The sequence below is a fragment of the Acidovorax sp. A79 genome (genome assembly GCF_041154505.1).
GTDB lineage: Bacteria > Pseudomonadota > Gammaproteobacteria > Burkholderiales > Burkholderiaceae_C > Acidovorax.
In genome coordinates this window covers 4700542-4717502 of sequence record NZ_AP028672.1, presented here as the reverse complement: position 1 = coordinate 4717502, position 16961 = coordinate 4700542, and the positions used below count along the sequence as shown (strand labels likewise).

General features: G+C 66.0%; 15 protein-coding genes and 1 tRNA gene. 7 read left to right on the top strand and 9 right to left on the bottom strand.

From position 1 onward, the window contains the following. Nucleotides 1–55: 55 nt before the first annotated feature. Nucleotides 56–1384, bottom strand: a complete 1329-nt coding sequence (locus ACAM51_RS21680) for an IPTL-CTERM sorting domain-containing protein (RefSeq protein WP_369641829.1) — start codon at nucleotides 1382–1384, stop codon at nucleotides 56–58. A gap of 113 nt (nucleotides 1385–1497) precedes the next feature. Next, entirely contained in the window at nucleotides 1498–2469 is a 972-nt protein-coding gene (locus ACAM51_RS21675) for a helix-turn-helix transcriptional regulator (protein WP_369641828.1), read from the bottom strand. 192 nt (nucleotides 2470–2661) lie between these two features. Between ACAM51_RS21675 and ACAM51_RS21670 the strand changes: the two genes are divergently transcribed. Both ACAM51_RS21670 and galU read left to right on the top strand, forming a co-directional pair. Next, entirely contained in the window at nucleotides 2662–5559 is a 2898-nt protein-coding gene (locus tag ACAM51_RS21670) for a valine--tRNA ligase (RefSeq protein WP_369641827.1), read from the top strand. 89 nt (nucleotides 5560–5648) lie between these two features. Next, entirely contained in the window at nucleotides 5649–6536 is an 888-nt protein-coding gene (gene galU, locus ACAM51_RS21665; RefSeq protein WP_218293738.1) for a UTP--glucose-1-phosphate uridylyltransferase GalU, read from the top strand. A 259-nt stretch (nucleotides 6537–6795) separates the two neighbouring features. Here galU and ACAM51_RS21660 read toward each other — a convergent pair whose 3' ends face one another. From ACAM51_RS21660 to cysM, 3 genes are all read right to left on the bottom strand, one after another. After that, nucleotides 6796–7023, bottom strand: coding sequence for a sulfurtransferase TusA family protein (locus tag ACAM51_RS21660; RefSeq protein ID WP_218293737.1), 228 nt, complete (start codon nucleotides 7021–7023; stop codon nucleotides 6796–6798). 8 nt (nucleotides 7024–7031) lie between these two features. Continuing rightward, complete coding sequence (locus ACAM51_RS21655) at nucleotides 7032–7598, bottom strand: NUDIX domain-containing protein (protein WP_218293736.1); 567 nt, start codon at nucleotides 7596–7598, stop codon at nucleotides 7032–7034. Nucleotides 7599–7699: 101 nt separating this feature from the next. After that, entirely contained in the window at nucleotides 7700–8602 is a 903-nt protein-coding gene (cysM, locus tag ACAM51_RS21650) for a cysteine synthase CysM (protein WP_218293734.1), read from the bottom strand. 40 nt (nucleotides 8603–8642) lie between these two features. Here cysM and ACAM51_RS21645 point away from each other — a divergent pair. Next, nucleotides 8643–8727: transfer RNA gene (locus tag ACAM51_RS21645), tRNA-Leu, on the top strand. Between the two features lie 464 nt (nucleotides 8728–9191). On the opposite strand, the gene ACAM51_RS21640 is transcribed toward ACAM51_RS21645, so the two are convergent. Both ACAM51_RS21640 and ACAM51_RS21635 read right to left on the bottom strand, forming a co-directional pair. Next, the gene (locus tag ACAM51_RS21640; RefSeq protein ID WP_369641826.1) at nucleotides 9192–10976 is read right to left on the bottom strand and encodes a kelch repeat-containing protein; all 1785 of its coding nucleotides are present in this window, start codon (nucleotides 10974–10976) and stop codon (nucleotides 9192–9194) included. 498 nt (nucleotides 10977–11474) lie between these two features. Beyond that, on the bottom strand, nucleotides 11475–12830 hold the full coding sequence (locus ACAM51_RS21635; protein WP_369641825.1) for an MATE family efflux transporter: 1356 nt from the start codon (nucleotides 12828–12830) through the stop codon (nucleotides 11475–11477). Nucleotides 12831–12935: 105 nt separating this feature from the next. Between ACAM51_RS21635 and ACAM51_RS21630 the strand changes: the two genes are divergently transcribed. After that, nucleotides 12936–13223, top strand: coding sequence for a GNAT family N-acetyltransferase (locus ACAM51_RS21630; RefSeq protein ID WP_369641824.1), 288 nt, complete (start codon nucleotides 12936–12938; stop codon nucleotides 13221–13223). Between the two features lie 24 nt (nucleotides 13224–13247). Here the strand turns inward: ACAM51_RS21630 and ACAM51_RS21625 are convergent, their stop codons facing one another. Then, on the bottom strand, nucleotides 13248–13937 hold the full coding sequence (locus ACAM51_RS21625; protein ID WP_369641823.1) for a GntR family transcriptional regulator: 690 nt from the start codon (nucleotides 13935–13937) through the stop codon (nucleotides 13248–13250). A 190-nt stretch (nucleotides 13938–14127) separates the two neighbouring features. On the opposite strand from ACAM51_RS21625, the gene ACAM51_RS21620 reads away from it, so the two are divergent. From ACAM51_RS21620 to ACAM51_RS21610, 3 genes are all read left to right on the top strand, one after another. Then, the gene (locus ACAM51_RS21620; RefSeq protein WP_218293731.1) at nucleotides 14128–14526 is read left to right on the top strand and encodes a carboxymuconolactone decarboxylase family protein; all 399 of its coding nucleotides are present in this window, start codon (nucleotides 14128–14130) and stop codon (nucleotides 14524–14526) included. A gap of 14 nt (nucleotides 14527–14540) precedes the next feature. Next, complete coding sequence (locus ACAM51_RS21615) at nucleotides 14541–15404, top strand: NAD(P)-dependent oxidoreductase (RefSeq protein WP_369641822.1); 864 nt, start codon at nucleotides 14541–14543, stop codon at nucleotides 15402–15404. Nucleotides 15405–15523: 119 nt separating this feature from the next. Beyond that, nucleotides 15524–16492 (top strand): tripartite tricarboxylate transporter substrate-binding protein, encoded by a 969-nt coding sequence (locus ACAM51_RS21610; protein ID WP_218341692.1) that lies wholly within the window; start codon nucleotides 15524–15526, stop codon nucleotides 16490–16492. A 151-nt stretch (nucleotides 16493–16643) separates the two neighbouring features. On the opposite strand, the gene ACAM51_RS21605 is transcribed toward ACAM51_RS21610, so the two are convergent. After that, nucleotides 16644–16865, bottom strand: a complete 222-nt coding sequence (locus ACAM51_RS21605) for a hypothetical protein (RefSeq protein WP_218293727.1) — start codon at nucleotides 16863–16865, stop codon at nucleotides 16644–16646. Nucleotides 16866–16961: the final 96 nt, after the last annotated feature.

Sequence of the window (16961 nt, the reverse complement as noted above, 5' to 3'; positions counted from 1 at the left end):
TTTGGGCCGAATTGGCCTTCATGGCTTACCCATAAAGCGCCAAATGCTATAAAAATTATAGCAAACCAACCTTGCGGCGGCGCAGCGCCCCCAGCCCCGCCAGCAGCGTGGAAAGCAAGGCCAGGCCGCCACAGTCCAGCGCAGGCACTGCAATCGCGCCATTGCCGGGCGGCGCGGCCACCGGGGCTTCAAAGGCGCCGATGTCGCAGGCCAGGCCGATGGGGCGTGCCACGCCACGCTGGTCCACCACTTCACAGCCGCTGCCCGCATCAATGGCGGGGCTGCCCGGCTGCAAGGCCATGGTCTGGCTGAAATAGCCCGCGCCGTTGTTGGCCAACGGGGCCAGGAGCGGGTCGGCCTGTGGCATCGATGCGCCACACGATTGTGCCGCCGTACCTCCAAACTGCAGATTGTTGCCCCCGTCGAACAACACGGCCCCTCCCTGGGTATTGCAGTTGATGCCACCCAAGGTGGCGCTGATGAGCGTGTTCCTCGCCGTGACCTGCGTGCCAGCGGCCCAGACAGAAATCGCCACGGTTCCGCTGTTGTTGGCGAAGGTGCTGTTGGCAATGCTGCCGCCCGCCACGCCGGTGATGCTGAGAGCGCTACCGGAGCCGTCTCCCAGGGAGTTGTCCACAAAGGTCGTGTTGGTGATGGACAAGGTGCTCGACGTGATCGGGTCGACATTCACCGCCCCGCCGGAGGACCCCGAAGCCGTGGACGAGTTGTTCTGGAACAGGCTTTGTGTGATGGTGAGGGCCGCGCCATGGTGGTCGATCGCGCCGCCGCCATTGGCGCTGATGTTGTTCTGCGCCACGAACTCATTCAGCGCCAGCGTGTCGTACTCACTATTGGCGTAGATGGCGCCGCCCCCATAGTCGGCCCTGTTGCCGATGGCGCGTACCCTTTGCAGGGTAACCTGGGAGCCCAGATTGCCCCCGGTAAACAGGGCGCCGCCGTCACCGCCCGCCAGCGTCCGGTTGTTGCGCAAGGTGACGTTGCTGAGCGATAGCGTCACGTTGTTGGCATAGATGGCGCCGCCGTGGTCCGCCTGGCCATTGACGAGCGTGAGCCCGGCCAGCGCATAGGTACCGGAGTTCATGTAGAAGTGACGCGCCACGAGGTTGGCATCCAGGGTAACGAGCCCGCCGCCGTCGAGGGTGGTTCCCGACGCCGGGGCTTTCATGCCCGTCAGCGTGATGGTGTGCGGGACTGCGCCACAGTTGAAGGTGATCTGGTTGCTACCCACCAGTGCCGCGTCCAGCGCAGCTTCGGTGCAACTGGCGGGCGTACCGGTGCCCACGACAACGGGGGCGGCATGGGCGGATGCGGTGCAGGCAAGGGCCGCAAGCAGTGCGTGCTGGGAGAAATAGTGAAGGCGCATGGGCGTGTTCGTAACATTCGGAAAACTGCGGCGATTCTTGGGAAACCGCCGCGCCCCGTCCGTGCCCAAAATGACAATCGCTGTGCCCAAAGTGACATGGGCACCAGGAGCCTTCAGCTGCCGCGCGCCTCGCTGGGCGACATGCCGAACTGCCGCCGGAAAGCGCGGCTGAAGGCCGATACGTCGTCGAACCCGCTGTCCAGCGCGATCTGCAGCACACGGCGGTGGCGCTGCGCGGGATCGGCCAGCATGGCGCGGGCGCGCATCAGCCGCTGCTCGCGCACAAAGTCGGAAAAGTACATGCCCTCCCGCGCGAACAGGCGCTGCACCTGGCGCGGGGTGAGGTGGTGCAGCCGTGCGATCTGCGCCAGGCTCAGGTCGGCCCGGTCGATGCGGGCCAGGATGTCGCGGCGGATCAGCGCCAGGCGGGGCACGCCCACGGCATCCTGCGCAGGGGCCTGCGCCGTCGGTGCCAGCACACGCGCCACCAGCTCCTGCAGATGCGACAGGGCCGACTGCAGCAGCGGCGCGGAAAGCTCGGGGCTGCGGGCCAGCAGTTGCGCATAGCCGATCGCCAAGGCGGGCTCTGGCATGTCGGGCGACAGCATGCGCATCGGCGCCTCCTCCAGCCCCGCGACTCGCCGCGCCATGGCGGCATGCGGCACCTGGATGCAGGCGCTGGCCCCGCCCCGGAGATTGATGAACTCGTGCGCGCGGGCCTTGGAGACGATGGCGTAGCGGCCGCCGGACAGGTGGTGGCTTTCGCGCGGCGTGTGGAAAACGCCGCCGCCCCAGGCCACGGCCAGGTACAGGGCGTCGTCCCCGTCGCGAAGCATCTCGGGCGAGCGCCACATGCGGCTGGGTGTGCACTGGGTATGGACGTAGATGGAGTCGCCGCCCAGGGGCAGCATGGTGCTGGCGAAGTCCAGCCCGTCCTGGGTTGCGCCCGCGCCTTCGTAGGGCCGCAGCTCCACGCGCATCAATTCGCGTCCGTAGAACTCACGCAGCGCAGCGGTCTTGTCGCGGCCGGTGTAATCACGCGAGGTCAGGTGCAGGAGCTGGGGGGCTGCAGGCGTTGGGGACATGGCGGCTCAGGATATGGGCCGCCGCAGTGTAGCGGCCCCGCGCGATGCCTGCGCAGTTTCTTGATAAAAATCGGCTTCAGCGCCCACCAGCAGATCGCAGGTAGCTATCAATATGGTAGCTCCCCGGCAACGATAAAATGCATCCATCCTTTCCCCACGGCATCCCCAGGGATGCCGTTTTCATTGGCCACCATGAGCACCACCCCCACACAACCCGGCCTCGACAGCCTGTCCAAGTCTTTTGAACCCGCCGCCCTGGAAGCCCACTGGGGGCCCGAATGGGAACGCCGCGGCTATGGCGTCGCGGGATTCAGAGGCACGGGCGCGGCGCAAGCCGGCGAGCCGGCCTTCTCCATCCAGCTGCCGCCCCCCAACGTGACGGGCACGCTGCACATGGGCCATGCGTTCAACCAGACCATCATGGACAGCCTCACGCGCTACCACCGCATGAAGGGCTTCAACACCGTGTGGGTCCCCGGCACCGACCACGCGGGCATCGCCACGCAGATCGTGGTCGAGCGCCAGCTGCAGGAGCAGGGCATCAGCCGCTACGACATGGGCCCCACCCCGCCCGAGGCGCGCAAGAACTTTGTGAGCAAGGTGTGGGAGTGGAAGGAAAAGAGCGGCAACACCATCACCACGCAGATGCGCCGCATGGGCGACAGCGTGGACTGGAGCCGCGAGTACTTCACCATGGACGACAAGCTCTCCACCGTGGTCACCGACACCTTCGTGAAGCTGTACGAGCAGGGCCTGATCTACCGCGGCAAGCGCCTGGTGAACTGGGACCCGAAGCTGCAGTCCGCCGTGTCCGACCTGGAAGTGGAGAGCGAGGAAAAAGACGGCTCGCTGTGGCACATCGCCTACCCGCTGGCCGATGGCTCGGGCAGCCTCACGGTGGCCACCACCCGCCCCGAGACCATGCTGGGCGACGTGGCCCTGATGGTGCACCCTGAAGACGCACGCTACACGCACCTGATCGGCAAGATGGTCAACCTGCCGCTGTGTGACCGCCAGATCCCGGTGATTGCCGACGACTACGTGGACAAGGAGTTCGGCACGGGCGTGGTGAAGGTCACCCCCGCGCACGACCAGAACGACTACGCCGTGGGCCAGCGCCACAAGCTGCCCATGATCGTGGTGCTGACGCTGCAGGCCACCATCAACGACAACGCACCCGCCAAGTACCGGGGCATGGACCGCTTCGTGGCCCGCAAGGCCGTGGTGGCCGACCTGGAAGCCACCGGCGCGCTGGTCGAGGTGAAGAAACACAAGCTCATGGTGCCCATCTGCACCCGCACCGGCCAGGTGATCGAGCCCATGCTGACCGACCAGTGGTTCGTGGCCATGAGCAAGGTGAGCGACCAGGACCCCACGGGCAAGAGCATCGCGCAAAAGGCCATCGACGCGGTGGCCACGGGCGAGGTGACGTTCGTGCCCGAGAACTGGGTGAACACCTACAACCAGTGGATGAACAACATCCAGGACTGGTGCATCAGCCGCCAGCTGTGGTGGGGCCACCAGATCCCGGCCTGGTACGACGAAGACGGCAACGTGATCGTGGCCCGCAGCGAAGCCGAGGCCCAGGCCAAGGCCCCGGGCAAGCTGCTGCGCCGCGACGAGGACGTGCTCGACACCTGGTACTCGTCCGCGCTCGTGCCCTTCAGCACCATGGGCTGGCCTGAACAGGGCGACAGCGCCACCGACGACTTCAACCTGTACCTGCCCAGCACCGTACTGGTGACGGGCTACGACATCATCTTCTTCTGGGTCGCCCGGATGATCATGATGACCACGCACTTCACGGGCCGCGTGCCGTTCAGGCACGTGTACATCCACGGCCTGGTGCGCGACGCGCAGGGCAAGAAGATGTCCAAGTCCGAAGGCAACGTGCTCGACCCGGTGGATCTGATCGACGGCATTGCCCTCGACCCGTTGCTGGACAAGCGCACCACCGGCCTGCGCAAGCCCGAGACCGCGCCCACGGTGCGCAAGAACACGCAAAAGGAATTCCCCGAAGGCATCCCCGCCTACGGTGCCGACGCGCTGCGCTTCACTTTCGCGGCGCTGGCCAGCCTGGGGCGCAGCATCAACTTCGACAGCAAGCGCTGCGAGGGCTACCGCAACTTCTGCAACAAGCTCTGGAACGCCAGCCGCTTCGTGCTGATGAACTGCGAGGGCCAGGACTGCGGCCTGAAAGAGCACACCAAGGAAGAATGCCAGCCCGGCGGCCCCGCCCACGGCTACATGGCCTTCAGCCAGGCCGACCGCTGGATAGCGTCGCTGCTGCAAAAGACCGAGGCGGAAGTCGCCAAGGGATTTGCCGAGTACCGGCTGGACAACGTGGCCAACACGATCTATGACTTCGTCTGGAACGAGTTCTGCGACTGGTACCTGGAGATCGCCAAGGTGCAGATCCAGACCGGCACCGAGGCCGAGCAGCGCGCCACGCGCCGCACCCTGATCCGCACGCTGGAAGCCATCCTGCGCCTGGCCCACCCCATCATCCCGTTCATCACCGAAGCCCTGTGGCAAACCGTGGCGCCCGTGGCGGGGCTCCAAGGCGAATCGGTCAGCATCGCCCGCTACCCCGAGGCGCAGCCGAGCAAGATCGACGAGGCCGCCATTGCGCACATGGAGCGTGTCAAGGGCCTGGTGGATGCCTGCCGCACGCTGCGCGGCGAGATGAACGTCTCGCCCTCGACCCGCCTGCCGCTGTACACCGTGGGCGACACGGACTTCATGCGCGGCGTGGCGCCGGTGCTGCAGGCCCTCGCCAAGCTCAGCGAGGTCAAGGTGTTCGACGACGAGGCCGCCTGGGCCGCCGCCGCGCAGGCCGCGCCCGTGGCCATGGTGGGCGAGGCGCGCATGTGCCTGCACATGGAAATCGACGTGGCCGCCGAGAAGGCCCGCCTGTCCAAGGAAATCAGCCGCATCGAGGGTGAGATCACCAAGGCCAACGGCAAGCTGTCCAACGAAGCCTTCGTGTCCAAGGCGCCACCCGCCGTGATCGACCAGGAGAAAAAGCGGGTGGCGGACTTCGGCACCACGCTGGGCAGATTGCGCGATCAACTGACACGCCTGGGCTGAAAACAGCCGCCATACTGCGTGGCGCAACGGACCCCGCCCTGGCGGCGGGGCTCCATCCGACCCGATTACCTATCCCCAAAAGGAATTCCATGACTGTTGCCACCACCGTCCGCAAAGCCGTATTCCCCGTCGCGGGCCTGGGCACCCGGTTCCTGCCCGCCACCAAGGCCAGCCCCAAGGAAATGCTGCCCGTGGTGGACAAGCCGCTCATCCAGTACGCCGTCGAAGAGGCCTACGCCGCCGGCATCCGCCACATGATCTTCGTGACCGGCCGCAGCAAGCGCGCCATCGAAGACCATTTCGACACCGCCTACGAGCTGGAGGCCGAGCTGGAAGCCGCCGGCAAGAAGGAACTGCTGGCGCTGGTGCGTTCCATCCAGCCCGACGACATGGACTGCGCGTTTGTGCGCCAACCCCGCTCGCTGGGCCTGGGCCATGCCGTGCTGTGCGCCGAGCCGCTTGTGGGCAAGGAGCCGTTTGCCGTGCTGCTGGCCGACGACCTGATGGTGGGCCCCCAGGGCGGCCCACCCGTGCTGGCCCAGATGGCCACCGCCTTCCGCCAGCAGGGCCGTTCGGTCATCGCCGTGCAGGAAGTACCGGAAGATCAGGTGCACAAATACGGCATCGTGGCCGGCGAGCCCGCAGGCGGTCCGCTGATCCGCATCGACCGCATCGTCGAGAAGCCCAAGGCCGACGTGGCACCCTCCCGCATGGGCGTGGCCGGCCGCTACATCCTCACCCCCGGCGTGTTCGACGAGATCCGCAACCAGCCGCGCGGCGTGGGTGGCGAGATCCAGCTCACCGACGGCATCGCGCGCCTGATGCAGAGCGAGGCCGTGTACGCCTTCCAGTACCAGGGCAAGCGGTATGACTGCGGCAGCAAGGAAGGCTTTCTGGAAGCCACAGTGGAACTGGCGCTGCAGCACCCTCAAGTGGGCGCGTCGTTCCGGGAATACCTGAAGGGCCTGAGCCTGTAGGCAGCGCCTGCACAGCGATCTGCGCGGCTGCATGACCAGAAAAAAAATCCTCCGGCAGCCCACCAGGGCTGTGGAGGATTTTTTGCCTTGAGGCACTGCTGCGGCCTGCGCCAGGCGCCAGCAGAAACCAGGCGAATTCCAGCGCCGCGTCGCCTGCCGAGCCCGGGGGCCCGGTTTGCCCAGGCTGCGCACGCGTCCCTCGCGCAGTGGCGGCAGAGGGCAAAGCGCACCACCCCGTCAGGGTTTCGCTTCCATTTATCTACCTTCTGCGCAGGACGTGGATGTACTCCTCGCCCATCGTCTGCTGTTCCACCAGCTCATTGCCCGTCTGCTTGGCAAAGGCCTGGAAGTCGCGCAGCGAGCCGCCATCGGTGGACACCACCTTGAGCAGCTGGCCACTGGCCATGTCCGCCAGCGCCTTCTTGGCCTTGAGGATGGGCAGGGGGCAGTTCAAGCCCCGGGTATCGATTTCTTTGTGGATGTCCATGGTCTTCATCAATCCTTTGGCGGCAGGTTGAGCCCCCGGCGGCGCTCTTCGTTTTCCTCTGCCGTGAAAAACACCGGTTCATGCCCTCGCGTGCGCAGCCAGTCCGCCAGCGCATAGCCCGTGCCGGCGGGCCAGCACCTGAGCTCGTGCAGGTCGTAGAACCGGTGGTCCACCAGCTCGGGCGACAGCCGCACCTCACCCTCGGCCACCACATGGTAGGCAATGATGATCTGGTTCATGCGCAGAAACTCGTAGGCCCCCACCAGCGTGGTGGAGCGCACGTCGAGGTTGGTTTCCTCCTTGACCTCGCGCGCGATGCCTTCCTGCGGCGACTCCCCGGCCTCCATGAAGCCCGTGATCAGCGCAAACATCTTCGCGGGCCAGGCCGCGTTGCGGGCCAGCAGCACCTTGCCATTCACCTCCACGATCGCGGCCAGCACGGGCGTGGGATTGTTCCAGTGCGTCCAGCCGCAGGCGGGGCAGCGCAGGCGCTCCTTGTCGCCACCGTCCTCGGCCAGCGTGATCGGCTGCAGCGCGGTGCCGCAGTGGGTGCAGTAGCGGGTTTCGTAGTGCATATGCTCTTATTTTGATAGCTATCGGCGCTTTCCTATCCAGCGCAGACGGCCCATTTTCATTTCAAGGAAGGTGAAGGGGTCGCCTTCGCTGCCTTTCGTCCTCAGGCGGGGAACACCCCCGTCGACAGGTAGCGGTCGCCCCGGTCGCACACCACGAAGACGATGGTGGCATGGCTGTCGCGCGCCGCGATCTGCTGCGCCACCCAGCAGGCCCCCGCCGCCGAGATGCCCGCGAAGATGCCCTCTTCTCGCGCCAGACGGCGGCACATGTCCTCGGCATTGTCCTGGCTCACATACACCAGCTCATCCACCGTGCTCGCGTCATAGATCTTGGGCAGGTACTCCTGCGGCCACTTGCGGATGCCGGGAATGCGCGAGCCTTCCTCGGGCTGCGCGCCGATGATCTGGATGGCCGGGTTCTTCTCCTTGAGGAAGCGCGACACCCCGGTGATGGTGCCCGTGGTGCCCATGGCGCTCACGAAGTGCGTGATGCGCCCGCCGGTCTGCTCCCAGATCTCGGGGCCCGTGGTTTCGTAGTGGATGCGCGGGTTGTCCTGGTTGGCGAACTGGTCCAGCACCTTGCCCTCGCCGCGCTTTTGCATGGCCTCGGCGAGGTCGCGCGCATGTTCCATGCCACCGCTCTTGGGTGTGAGCACAAGCTCCGCCCCAAAGGCCTTCATGGTCTGCGCGCGCTCGATGGAGAGGTCTTCCGGCATCACCAGCACCATGCGATAGCCCTTGATGGCGGCCGCCATCGCCAGGGCGATGCCGGTGTTGCCCGACGTGGCCTCGATCAGCGTGTCCCCAGGCCGGATGTCGCCCCGCTCCTCCGCGCGCCGGATCATCGACAGGGCGGGCCTGTCCTTCACCGACCCTGCGGGGTTGTTGCCCTCCAGCTTGCCCAGCACCACATTGCCCCGCGCCGCGTTGTCCTGGGCCCCAATGCGCTGCAGCGCCACCAGCGGCGTGTTGCCCACCGCGTCTTCAATCGTCGGATATTTCATGCGCCCTACTGTGCCATAATTTGCGGCTTCACGAATTCCAGCCCGGGTGGTGAAATTGGTAGACGCAGGGGACTCAAAATCCCCCGCCGCAAGGCGTGCCGGTTCGATTCCGGCCCCGGGCACCATCGACTAGTCCGGAAGAGTCCAAACTCTTCCGGACTTTTTTATTTCTCCTTTGAAATCAGCATCTTAGCTGTCCGTACCCGTCCAGACTAGTTCACCCCCATCCGAGAAAATTGGGGGCACATTGGGGGGCACATTCTAAAAAAATGGGGGCACCGATGCACCTCAGGGCCGCAGCCCTGGCGGAGTTCGAAAAGCGCTCACGCAGGCCGTGGCGCTGAGGGGGCACGGGCCGGAACCCTCGGGCAGTGGCGGGCACGCAAAGGATGGACGGGCCCGCGACGCAGGAAGTTCATCTGAAAGCGTCTCGAGGCCATTGGCGCTGGAGCTGGGGTGCAGTTGCGGCGAGTGGAGGCGGCTGCGACGACCTGAGCGTCACGTGAACAGGGGCCAGGCACAGGTCTGGCGCCAAAAAGCAAAAAAGCCCCGGCAGTGATGTCGGGGCTTTTCTTTTTGCGCCATCAGGTCATCGTCCAGCGCTTCGCCAACCCCTTCGGCTCAGGCCCGCCAATGCTGCGGCCATCAGCGCCGTCAACGCCACACCAAACGGGGACAGTCCCGGAACTGGTGTAGGGCCGGGGCCCGCCATAGCCGTGGGCGTCACCGCAGCCGAGGTCAACGACACGGGACCCAGGCCATTTGGATGCTGCGCTCGCACCGTGAATGTGTAGGGAGTGCCATTCACCAATCCAGTGACAGTACAGCTCGTCGCGGGTGCTGCCACGGAGCAACCCGGTCCGGCGTTCGATGTCACGGTGTAGCTGTCTGGCGGGTTGCCTCCGGTGTCCACAGGAGGCGCCCAGCTCACAGTGACCTGCGCGTTGCCGGGGACACCGGCTGGCGTTCCCACAGGGTCTGTGAAACGAACCAATCGCCCCTCGGACGGAACACCGTCAACGACAAGCCGCGCCATGTAGAGCCCGGCGGGTAAGGTGCCCAGCGGGGGCGAGGTGAAACTGGTAGCGGTATGGCTGGCGGGAGCCCAGAAGCTGATCGCGCCGTTCTCCGCGCGTTGCAGCTGAAGCTGAGGCGTACTGGTACCTGTGCCGCCCGTAAAACCCGTTCCGTTGAGAATCAACGCCGCGCCTGCACGCTGAAGCAGCGGCAATGCATTCGTCATCGCAGCAGGCCCAGGCGGCACGGCTGGGACATAACGGTCCACCGCGCTATAGAAAGTGAGGCTAGGATTGCTCGAGAACCCGCCCGTCAACAGTACATCGCCATTGGGCAACAGATTGGCCGTCCCGTTCTCGCGCGCTGTTCCCATGGAACCTGCTGGCGACCAGTTTCCCGTTGCTGGGTCATACAACTCCGCTATGGGCTGCGTATTTCTTGCGATATCCGAGCCCCCCGCCATCAGCACCAGGCCAGAGGAAAGTACTGTCGCATGGGCCAGCGGCGAGCCCATTGCACCGTTGCGGGGAAAGTTCAGGGCCCCGGTGGCGGTCCACGTATTGGCCACAGGATCGTAGATCTCTGCATGCGTTGTAACGCCGCCGGCTGTAAAGCCACCTGCGAGCAATACTCTGCCGTCCGCTAGCAGCGTCAGGCTCGCATAGTGACGCGGCACGAGGGGCGCCGCCGCCAATGACCATGTGCCTGCAACAGGGTCGTAGAGTTCCGCGACGGGGACTTCGCCCCCTGCGTTGAACCCTGAAGCCACCAGAACACGGCCATCCCGCAGCAACACGGCGCCATGGGCTCGATGAACTACCGACATGCTCCCGGTCGCCGTCCAGGTGCGCGTTTCGGGGTCATACAGTTCGGCCGTATTGAGATTGCTTCCTCCTGCCACCAGAACTTTGCCATTGGCGAGCAACGTCATCGACGGCAGCGAGCGAGATGCGGACTGTGTGCCAGCCGGGAGCCAGGTGTTGGCCACAGGGTCGTACAGCCGGGCATTCAGGCTGCCATCAGAGCGCACAAGCACATGGCCCGTGCCCAGCGTGACGGCTTCGGTCACATTGCCGGCAATCCCAGTGCCGCCTATTGATGACCAGGAGCCGCCCGAATATCGCTCACCGGTGGCGACGAATCCCAGGCGGTTAACGCCGTTGAAAACAGCCACGGAGCCGTCATCCAGCAGCGCCCCCGCGTGTTGCGCCCGGGGATCCGCCATGGGAGCGTCGACATTCCAGCCGACCGCGGCAAGTGCATGAAACTGCCACAGCAGGGTCACCAGACCAAGGGTTGCCGGGCGTGCCAATTGCCGAATGGGGGTTGCTTGGGCAGTGCGTCGAATCAACTTCATAGGTCCTTCTGTCGGGCTTGTGAAACAAAGGTGCATGGCGGTCCCACCGGCGCTCAAAAATCACGATCGCCCTCGGGCAGCCGCGGAAGACTACACGGTTTTTTCGCGGGGGGTTAGTCGCCCTCTGGGGCCACATACACGCCAGACAAAGAGCGCGGCCACCACTCAGAGAGCTGACATAAGGTAGCGAATCGGCCAAAAAATGTCTACTTTCAGCCGGGTTCGGCCGCATTGTCGCTACAGGAACGCAACGTACCGGCCACGTGTTGTGCGCTGGGGCGCCCCCGCAAAAAGCCTTCAGATCCCATCCTCTCCCAGCAGCGTCAATCCACCCGCCAAGCTTTGGCAGGCCTCGCGGCCATGGGCCTGGCCCCAGGGACTACAGCTGAAAGCCCGCGTCCCCCAGGCCCGGGCGTTCCATCAAGAAAAGCAGGTAGAGGATGCGTGATGGATCACAGAGGGCCCCAGCGCAGGCCCTGCACCACCCCATGCCCCCAGCTACACCAGCCGCCTGATCGGCCGCTTCTTCCAGATGGCGTGGAAATAGATGGCCTGCAGTGCCAGCGCACACAGGTACGTGAGCGGGTAGCTGGCCCAGATGCCTTGCAGGCCCAGCAGGTGCTGCAGCGCGTAGGCCAGCGGCACAAGCAGCAAGGTGAGGCAGGACAGGGAAATCACCGTGGGCACGCGCACGGTTCCTGCCGAGCGCATGACGCCGGTGAACACGCTGGCCAGCCCAAACGCGAGGCTGCCCCACACCGTGACGCGCAGAACGGTGGCGGCCAGGTCCACCACGGCGGGATCGCGGGTAAACAGGCTGGCGACCTGCGGTGACACCACCGCCACCAGCAGGGCCAGGCTGCCGGTCAGCGCCAGATTCATCCACAGGCCGACCCGCGTGACATGGGCAACATCCTCCGGCTTGCCGGCACCAATGGCTTGCGCGGCGAACACGGAGGCCGCGACGGCGATGGACATTGCGGGCAGCTGCACAAAGGCCATGGCCTGATTGACGGTGCCCCACGCCGCCGTGGCCTGCCAGCCGTAGCCATTGACCAAGCGCAGCAGCAGCACGTCGGCGAGTGAGCTGGTGACGAAGAACAGACCGGTGGGCACGCCCAGCCTCGCCACGGTGGCAAGCAAGGGGGTGTTCCAGCGCAGGTGGGGCCTGAGGTGCGAGAAGGCCAGCACATGGCCCCTGGCATGCAGGTGCCACGCGAGCCATGCCAGGGCCACGGCATTGCCGATGAGGCTGGCCCAACCCGCACTGGCGGTGCCCAGCGGGGGAAGGCCCAGCCATCCGAGCATGAAGGCAGGAGTGAGCAGCATCCACAGGCCCGAGGCCAGGATGAGCGCGCGCAGCGGCGTTGCCGTGTCGCCCAGGCCGCGCAGGAGGGCGGCACTGAGCTGGTGCAGGAACAGCACGGGCATGGCCAGGAACAGCACGCGCGCGTAGGCGATGGCCTGCGGCAGCACCTCGCCACTGACACCCAGCACACGCAGCAGGCTGCCGATGGCTGTGGCGCCCACGGCCGCTACCACGCAGCCGAGCAGGAACCCACCGAGCAGCACGGCCCCAGCCACGCGGCGCACCTTGTCCGCGTCGCGTGCACCCCAGGCCTGGCCCACCAGCACCGAGGCTCCGGCACCGAGCCCGATCACGAAGGCAATGCAGCACATGAACAACGGGAAGAAGCTGACCGCTGCGGCCAGCGCCTGCGCGCCCAGCAGTTGGCCCAGGCAGATGGTGACGACCGTGCCGCTCAGCGCCTGAAGCAGGTTCGTGGCCACGAGCGGACCGAGAAACCGCAGAAACCTTCGGGGCAGCGGCGTGGTCGGGTCGTTCGTGTCCATGGTGAACACATGGTATGCGACCCGCGTGCGCCGGGACATGGCCTGGCGCGGGGAAGCGACACCCGCAATGGAGCCCCCGCACGACGGCGGGCGGCGGCCTGGTGAATGCGCCGCGCTGTCATACCCAACCTCACGCGCGCCTGCCGTCCATATGGCGTCATTGAGAACGTCGTCACCGACCTTGCGCACCGTGGTCAAGACTGGGGTCGGGCGGTCCTTTCACATGCTCTGAGCGAAGCTTGGCGTCGGAACTGCTACAAGGTGATGTTGCCGACAGGTCGAAAAGACGAAGCAACTTTGCGGTTTTACGGGCACGTGGGGTTTGATCGCCAGGACAAGCAAGCACTGGTGGCAAAGCCTCCAGCCTGGCCTGTGTCGCCGCCTGAACGCTGATCACCCTGCAAGGCCCGCACGCAGTCAGGCCTGCAGTTTCGCCGCCGCCGGCTGCATGCTCTGCAGCACGTTGGCGGCCGCCTTGCGCACGTGCTCCTCGCACAGGCGCGCCGCCGTCTCCCCGTCGCCCTGCTCAATGGCCGCCACGATGGCGTCGAGCTCCACCAGCGTGTGCGGAAACCGCCCAGGCTGGGCCATGGAGATGCGGCGCAGCACCGTCACGCGGTTATTGAGCTGCTGCAGCAATTGCCCGGCCACCAGGTTGCCGCAGCCCGCGATGAGGATGTCGTAGAACTGGTTCTTGACGTTGAGCATCAAGGCGCGGTCCTGCGTGATCTCGGGCTGTGACAGCTCGGTGAGCTTGGCGCGCAGCGCCCGCACCTGGTCCTTGGAGGCATTGAGCGCAAAGCCCCGGCCCGCCAGGCTTTCGAGGTGCGCGCGCACTTCGTAGATGTCGCGCACCTCCTTGGGTGAAATGGTGGTGACCTCGGGGCCCCGGTGCGGAATGATGGTGATCAGCCCCTCGGCCTGCAGGTGCTGCAGCGACTCGCGCACGCAGGATCGGCTCACGTCCAGGCTTTCGCAGAGCTCGCGCTCCGACAACTTTTGTCCCGGCGTGAAGTGGCCGTCGAGGATGGCCTGGCGCAGCGTCTGGGTAGCACGCTGGCGCAGGGAGGTCTCTTCGCGGGGGACTCGCAGCAGCATCTGGTTCATGGCGCCATCCTAATGGGTTTCATACACGCTGATTGTCATACAAACATATGAATCATTCGTCAATCCACATTTTCCATATGTATGATTGTCTGACAATCCTAATAAAGTTCATCCACTGCAACGCCGCGTTGCCGGCCTTCTCTCCCCCCTCTATCTATCTATTGATCCCTTGCCACCCCAGGAGCCTTCCATGACCCGCCCCTACGCCCCCAAGAACCCCGCCCTCTTCGACCAGGGCCTGTCCACCCGCCGCGAGGTGCTCGGCGCAGAGTACGTCGATGCCTCGATCAAGAACGCGACCGACTTCAACATCGACATGCAGGAACTCGTCACCCAGTACTGCTGGGGCGATGTGTGGAACCGCCCGGGCCTCGACCGCAAGACCCGCTCTTTCCTCAACCTGGCGATGATCACGGCGCTCAACCGCCCGCACGAGCTCAAGCTGCACGTGCGCGGCGCCATCCACAACGGCCTGACCAAGGACGAGGTGAAGGAAGTCTTCCTGCAGACGGCCATCTACTGCGGCGTGCCGGCGGCGATCGATTCGTTCCGCGTGGCGTCGGAAGTGTTCAAAGAGATGGACCTCTGAGCAGGGGCGCGACGATGAGCCGCATCGCATTCATCGGCCTGGGCATGATGGGCCAGCCCATGGCCCACCTGCTGCACGCCGCAGGCCACCCGCTCGTGGTGAAGGACGCCCATCTTGAAGCCGAGGCGCAGTTCGCCGCGTCGCATGCCGGCGCCGTGGTGGCCACCGACAACGCCGCGTACGCAGGGTGCGACGTGGTCATCACCATGCTGCCCAATTCCGACGTCGTGGACGCGGTGGTGGCCGACCTGGCACCCCACCTGCGGGCCGGGGCCTGCGTCGTCGAGATGAGCTCCGCCGACCCGATCCGCACGCGGGCCCTCGCAGCCTCGCTGCGCGGCACGGGGATCGCGCTGATCGACGCACCCGTCTCCGGCGGCGTGAAGAAGGCCGTCAATGGCACGCTGGCCATCATGGTGGGCGGCGACCCCGAAGATTTCGCCCGGCAACGGCCGGTGCTCGAAGTGATGGGCAAGGCCATCAGCTACGTGGGCCCCGTGGGCGCGGGCCACGCGCTCAAGGCGCTGAACAACTACGTGTCCGCCGCCGCGCTGATCGCCACGGCCGAGGCCATCCACGTGGGCGCGGCCTTCGGCATCGATGCGGCCACCATCGTGGATGTGATCAACGCATCGACCGGCAAGAACAACACGACCGAAAACAAGGCCCACCAGTTCATGCTGAACCAGGCTTTCAACTCGGGCTTCTCGCTGGCGCTGCAGGCCAAGGACGTGGGCATCGCGGCCGGGCTGGGCCGCTCCCTGCAGGTGCCGATGGACCTGGCCCAGAAGGTGTACGCCATGACGGCCGATGCCAACGCCGCGCTGGGCCCCAGGGCCGACCACACCGAGCTGTACCGGTTCGTCGGCAAGCCCTGACAGTCCCCCCGGGCGCCCGGCAGGGCGCCCGCCGCAAGCCAGCAAACAAACAAGCAAGCAAGTGCCACCGCCTGGCAGGCCGGGCCTTGGCTGCTCTCACCCTTTCCGGAGACAAGACAATGCGCAACCAGACAAAGACCCTGCTCGCGGCCGCGCTGGCCCTGGCCTCGACGGCGGTGGCCGCCTTTCCCACCAAGCCCGTGACCATCGTGGTGCCCTATGCGGCCGGGGGCTCCACCGACGTGCTGGCCCGCGTGCTGGCCGAGGCCATGGCGCGCGACCTGGGCCAGCCGGTGATCGTGGACAGCGCGGGCGGAGCCGGCGGCACCATCGGCACCGCCAAGGTGGTGCGCGCGCCCAATGACGGGCACACCGTCCTGCTGCACAACATGGGCATCGCCACGGCCCCGGCGCTGTACAGCAAGCTGGCCTTCGACGTGAACAAGGACCTGGAGCCCATCGCCCTGGCCGGCGAAGTGCCCATGATCCTGGTGCGCTACAAGAATTTCGCGCCCGCGACCGTGGCCGAGCTGATCCAGCACATGAAGGCCAGGCCGGGCGAGGTGAAGTTCTCGCACGCGGGCGTCGGCGCCACATCGCACCTGTGCGCGATGCTGTTCAACCAGACGGCCGGCACCACCGTGACGATGGTGCCCTACCGCGGCACCGGCCCGGCGCTGCAGGACCTGGTGGCGGGCAACGTGGACCTGATCTGCGACCAGCCCGTGGCCACCGGGCCGCACCTGCAGTCCGGCGCCCTCAAGGCCTACGCCATGGCGACCAGGGAGCGCATCCCGACGATGCCGGAGGTGCCGACCTTTGCCGAGTCCGGGCTGCCGGGCTTCGAGCTGGCCGTATGGCACGGCGTGTACGCGCCCAAGGGCACACCGCCCGCCGTCGTCGAACGCCTGAACAAGGCGGTGCGCGGGGCCCTGGCCGATGCCGGCCTGGTCAAGCGCTTCACCGACATGGGGGTCATCATCCCGCAGGGCGACCGGCTCAAGCCCGAGGCGCTGCGCCAGCAGACCGCTGCCGAGATCAGGCGCTGGGATCCCGTCATCAAGGCGGCCGGCGCCAAGGCGGAGTAAGCGCGCAGCCGCCAAAGCCTCCGCGCAGGGCGGCCGCACGGGCCGATGAGGGCGGTTGCGCTGGCGAACGCGGCCCCGCGCCACGCCTTGGCCGGGCCCGGCCACCACCGGCAGGCCCAGGCCGCCGGGAACGCTACCCGGGAAAATCGGCTCAGTTGTTCTGCCTGCGCACCAGGTGGCGGCCGGTGTCGGTGATGGTCAGCTGGCCCGACGCATTCTTGGTGATGAAGCCGTGTTCGTACAACCGTCCGGACATATGCTCCTTCAGCGCTGAAACCACGCTGATGTTCTCCATCTCCAGGTGCTTCAGCGTGGCGAGTTCGTCCACCGTGGGCTCGAAATGGGGGGCATGGTAGGTTGCGTTCAATGACATAACGGCTCCTTGATGAAATAGTAAAGGTATGAGGTGCCTGGTACGGCCCGCCGGGCCGCCCGCTGGGTGTGACCCTTGCACACCACATACGTTCCG

What these genes read in the sequence shown, in the direction of transcription:
- ACAM51_RS21660 (WP_218293737.1), bottom strand. Translation starts at nt 7,023, where the DNA reads ATGGACATCCACAAAGAAATCGATACCCGGGGCTTGAACTGCCCCCTG.
- ACAM51_RS21670 (WP_369641827.1), top strand. Translation starts at nt 2,662, where the DNA reads ATGAGCACCACCCCCACACAACCCGGCCTCGACAGCCTGTCCAAGTCT.
- ACAM51_RS21680 (WP_369641829.1), bottom strand. Translation starts at nt 1,384, where the DNA reads ATGCGCCTTCACTATTTCTCCCAGCACGCACTGCTTGCGGCCCTTGCC.
- ACAM51_RS21675 (WP_369641828.1), bottom strand. Translation starts at nt 2,469, where the DNA reads ATGTCCCCAACGCCTGCAGCCCCCCAGCTCCTGCACCTGACCTCGCGT.
- ACAM51_RS21620 (WP_218293731.1), top strand. Translation starts at nt 14,128, where the DNA reads ATGACCCGCCCCTACGCCCCCAAGAACCCCGCCCTCTTCGACCAGGGC.
- galU (WP_218293738.1), top strand. Translation starts at nt 5,649, where the DNA reads ATGACTGTTGCCACCACCGTCCGCAAAGCCGTATTCCCCGTCGCGGGC.
- ACAM51_RS21610 (WP_218341692.1), top strand. Translation starts at nt 15,524, where the DNA reads ATGCGCAACCAGACAAAGACCCTGCTCGCGGCCGCGCTGGCCCTGGCC.
- ACAM51_RS21615 (WP_369641822.1), top strand. Translation starts at nt 14,541, where the DNA reads ATGAGCCGCATCGCATTCATCGGCCTGGGCATGATGGGCCAGCCCATG.
- ACAM51_RS21635 (WP_369641825.1), bottom strand. Translation starts at nt 12,830, where the DNA reads ATGGACACGAACGACCCGACCACGCCGCTGCCCCGAAGGTTTCTGCGG.
- ACAM51_RS21605 (WP_218293727.1), bottom strand. Translation starts at nt 16,865, where the DNA reads ATGTCATTGAACGCAACCTACCATGCCCCCCATTTCGAGCCCACGGTG.
- ACAM51_RS21655 (WP_218293736.1), bottom strand. Translation starts at nt 7,598, where the DNA reads ATGCACTACGAAACCCGCTACTGCACCCACTGCGGCACCGCGCTGCAG.
- ACAM51_RS21630 (WP_369641824.1), top strand. Translation starts at nt 12,936, where the DNA reads ATGCGCCGCGCTGTCATACCCAACCTCACGCGCGCCTGCCGTCCATAT.
- ACAM51_RS21640 (WP_369641826.1), bottom strand. Translation starts at nt 10,976, where the DNA reads ATGAAGTTGATTCGACGCACTGCCCAAGCAACCCCCATTCGGCAATTG.
- cysM (WP_218293734.1), bottom strand. Translation starts at nt 8,602, where the DNA reads ATGAAATATCCGACGATTGAAGACGCGGTGGGCAACACGCCGCTGGTG.
- ACAM51_RS21625 (WP_369641823.1), bottom strand. Translation starts at nt 13,937, where the DNA reads ATGAACCAGATGCTGCTGCGAGTCCCCCGCGAAGAGACCTCCCTGCGC.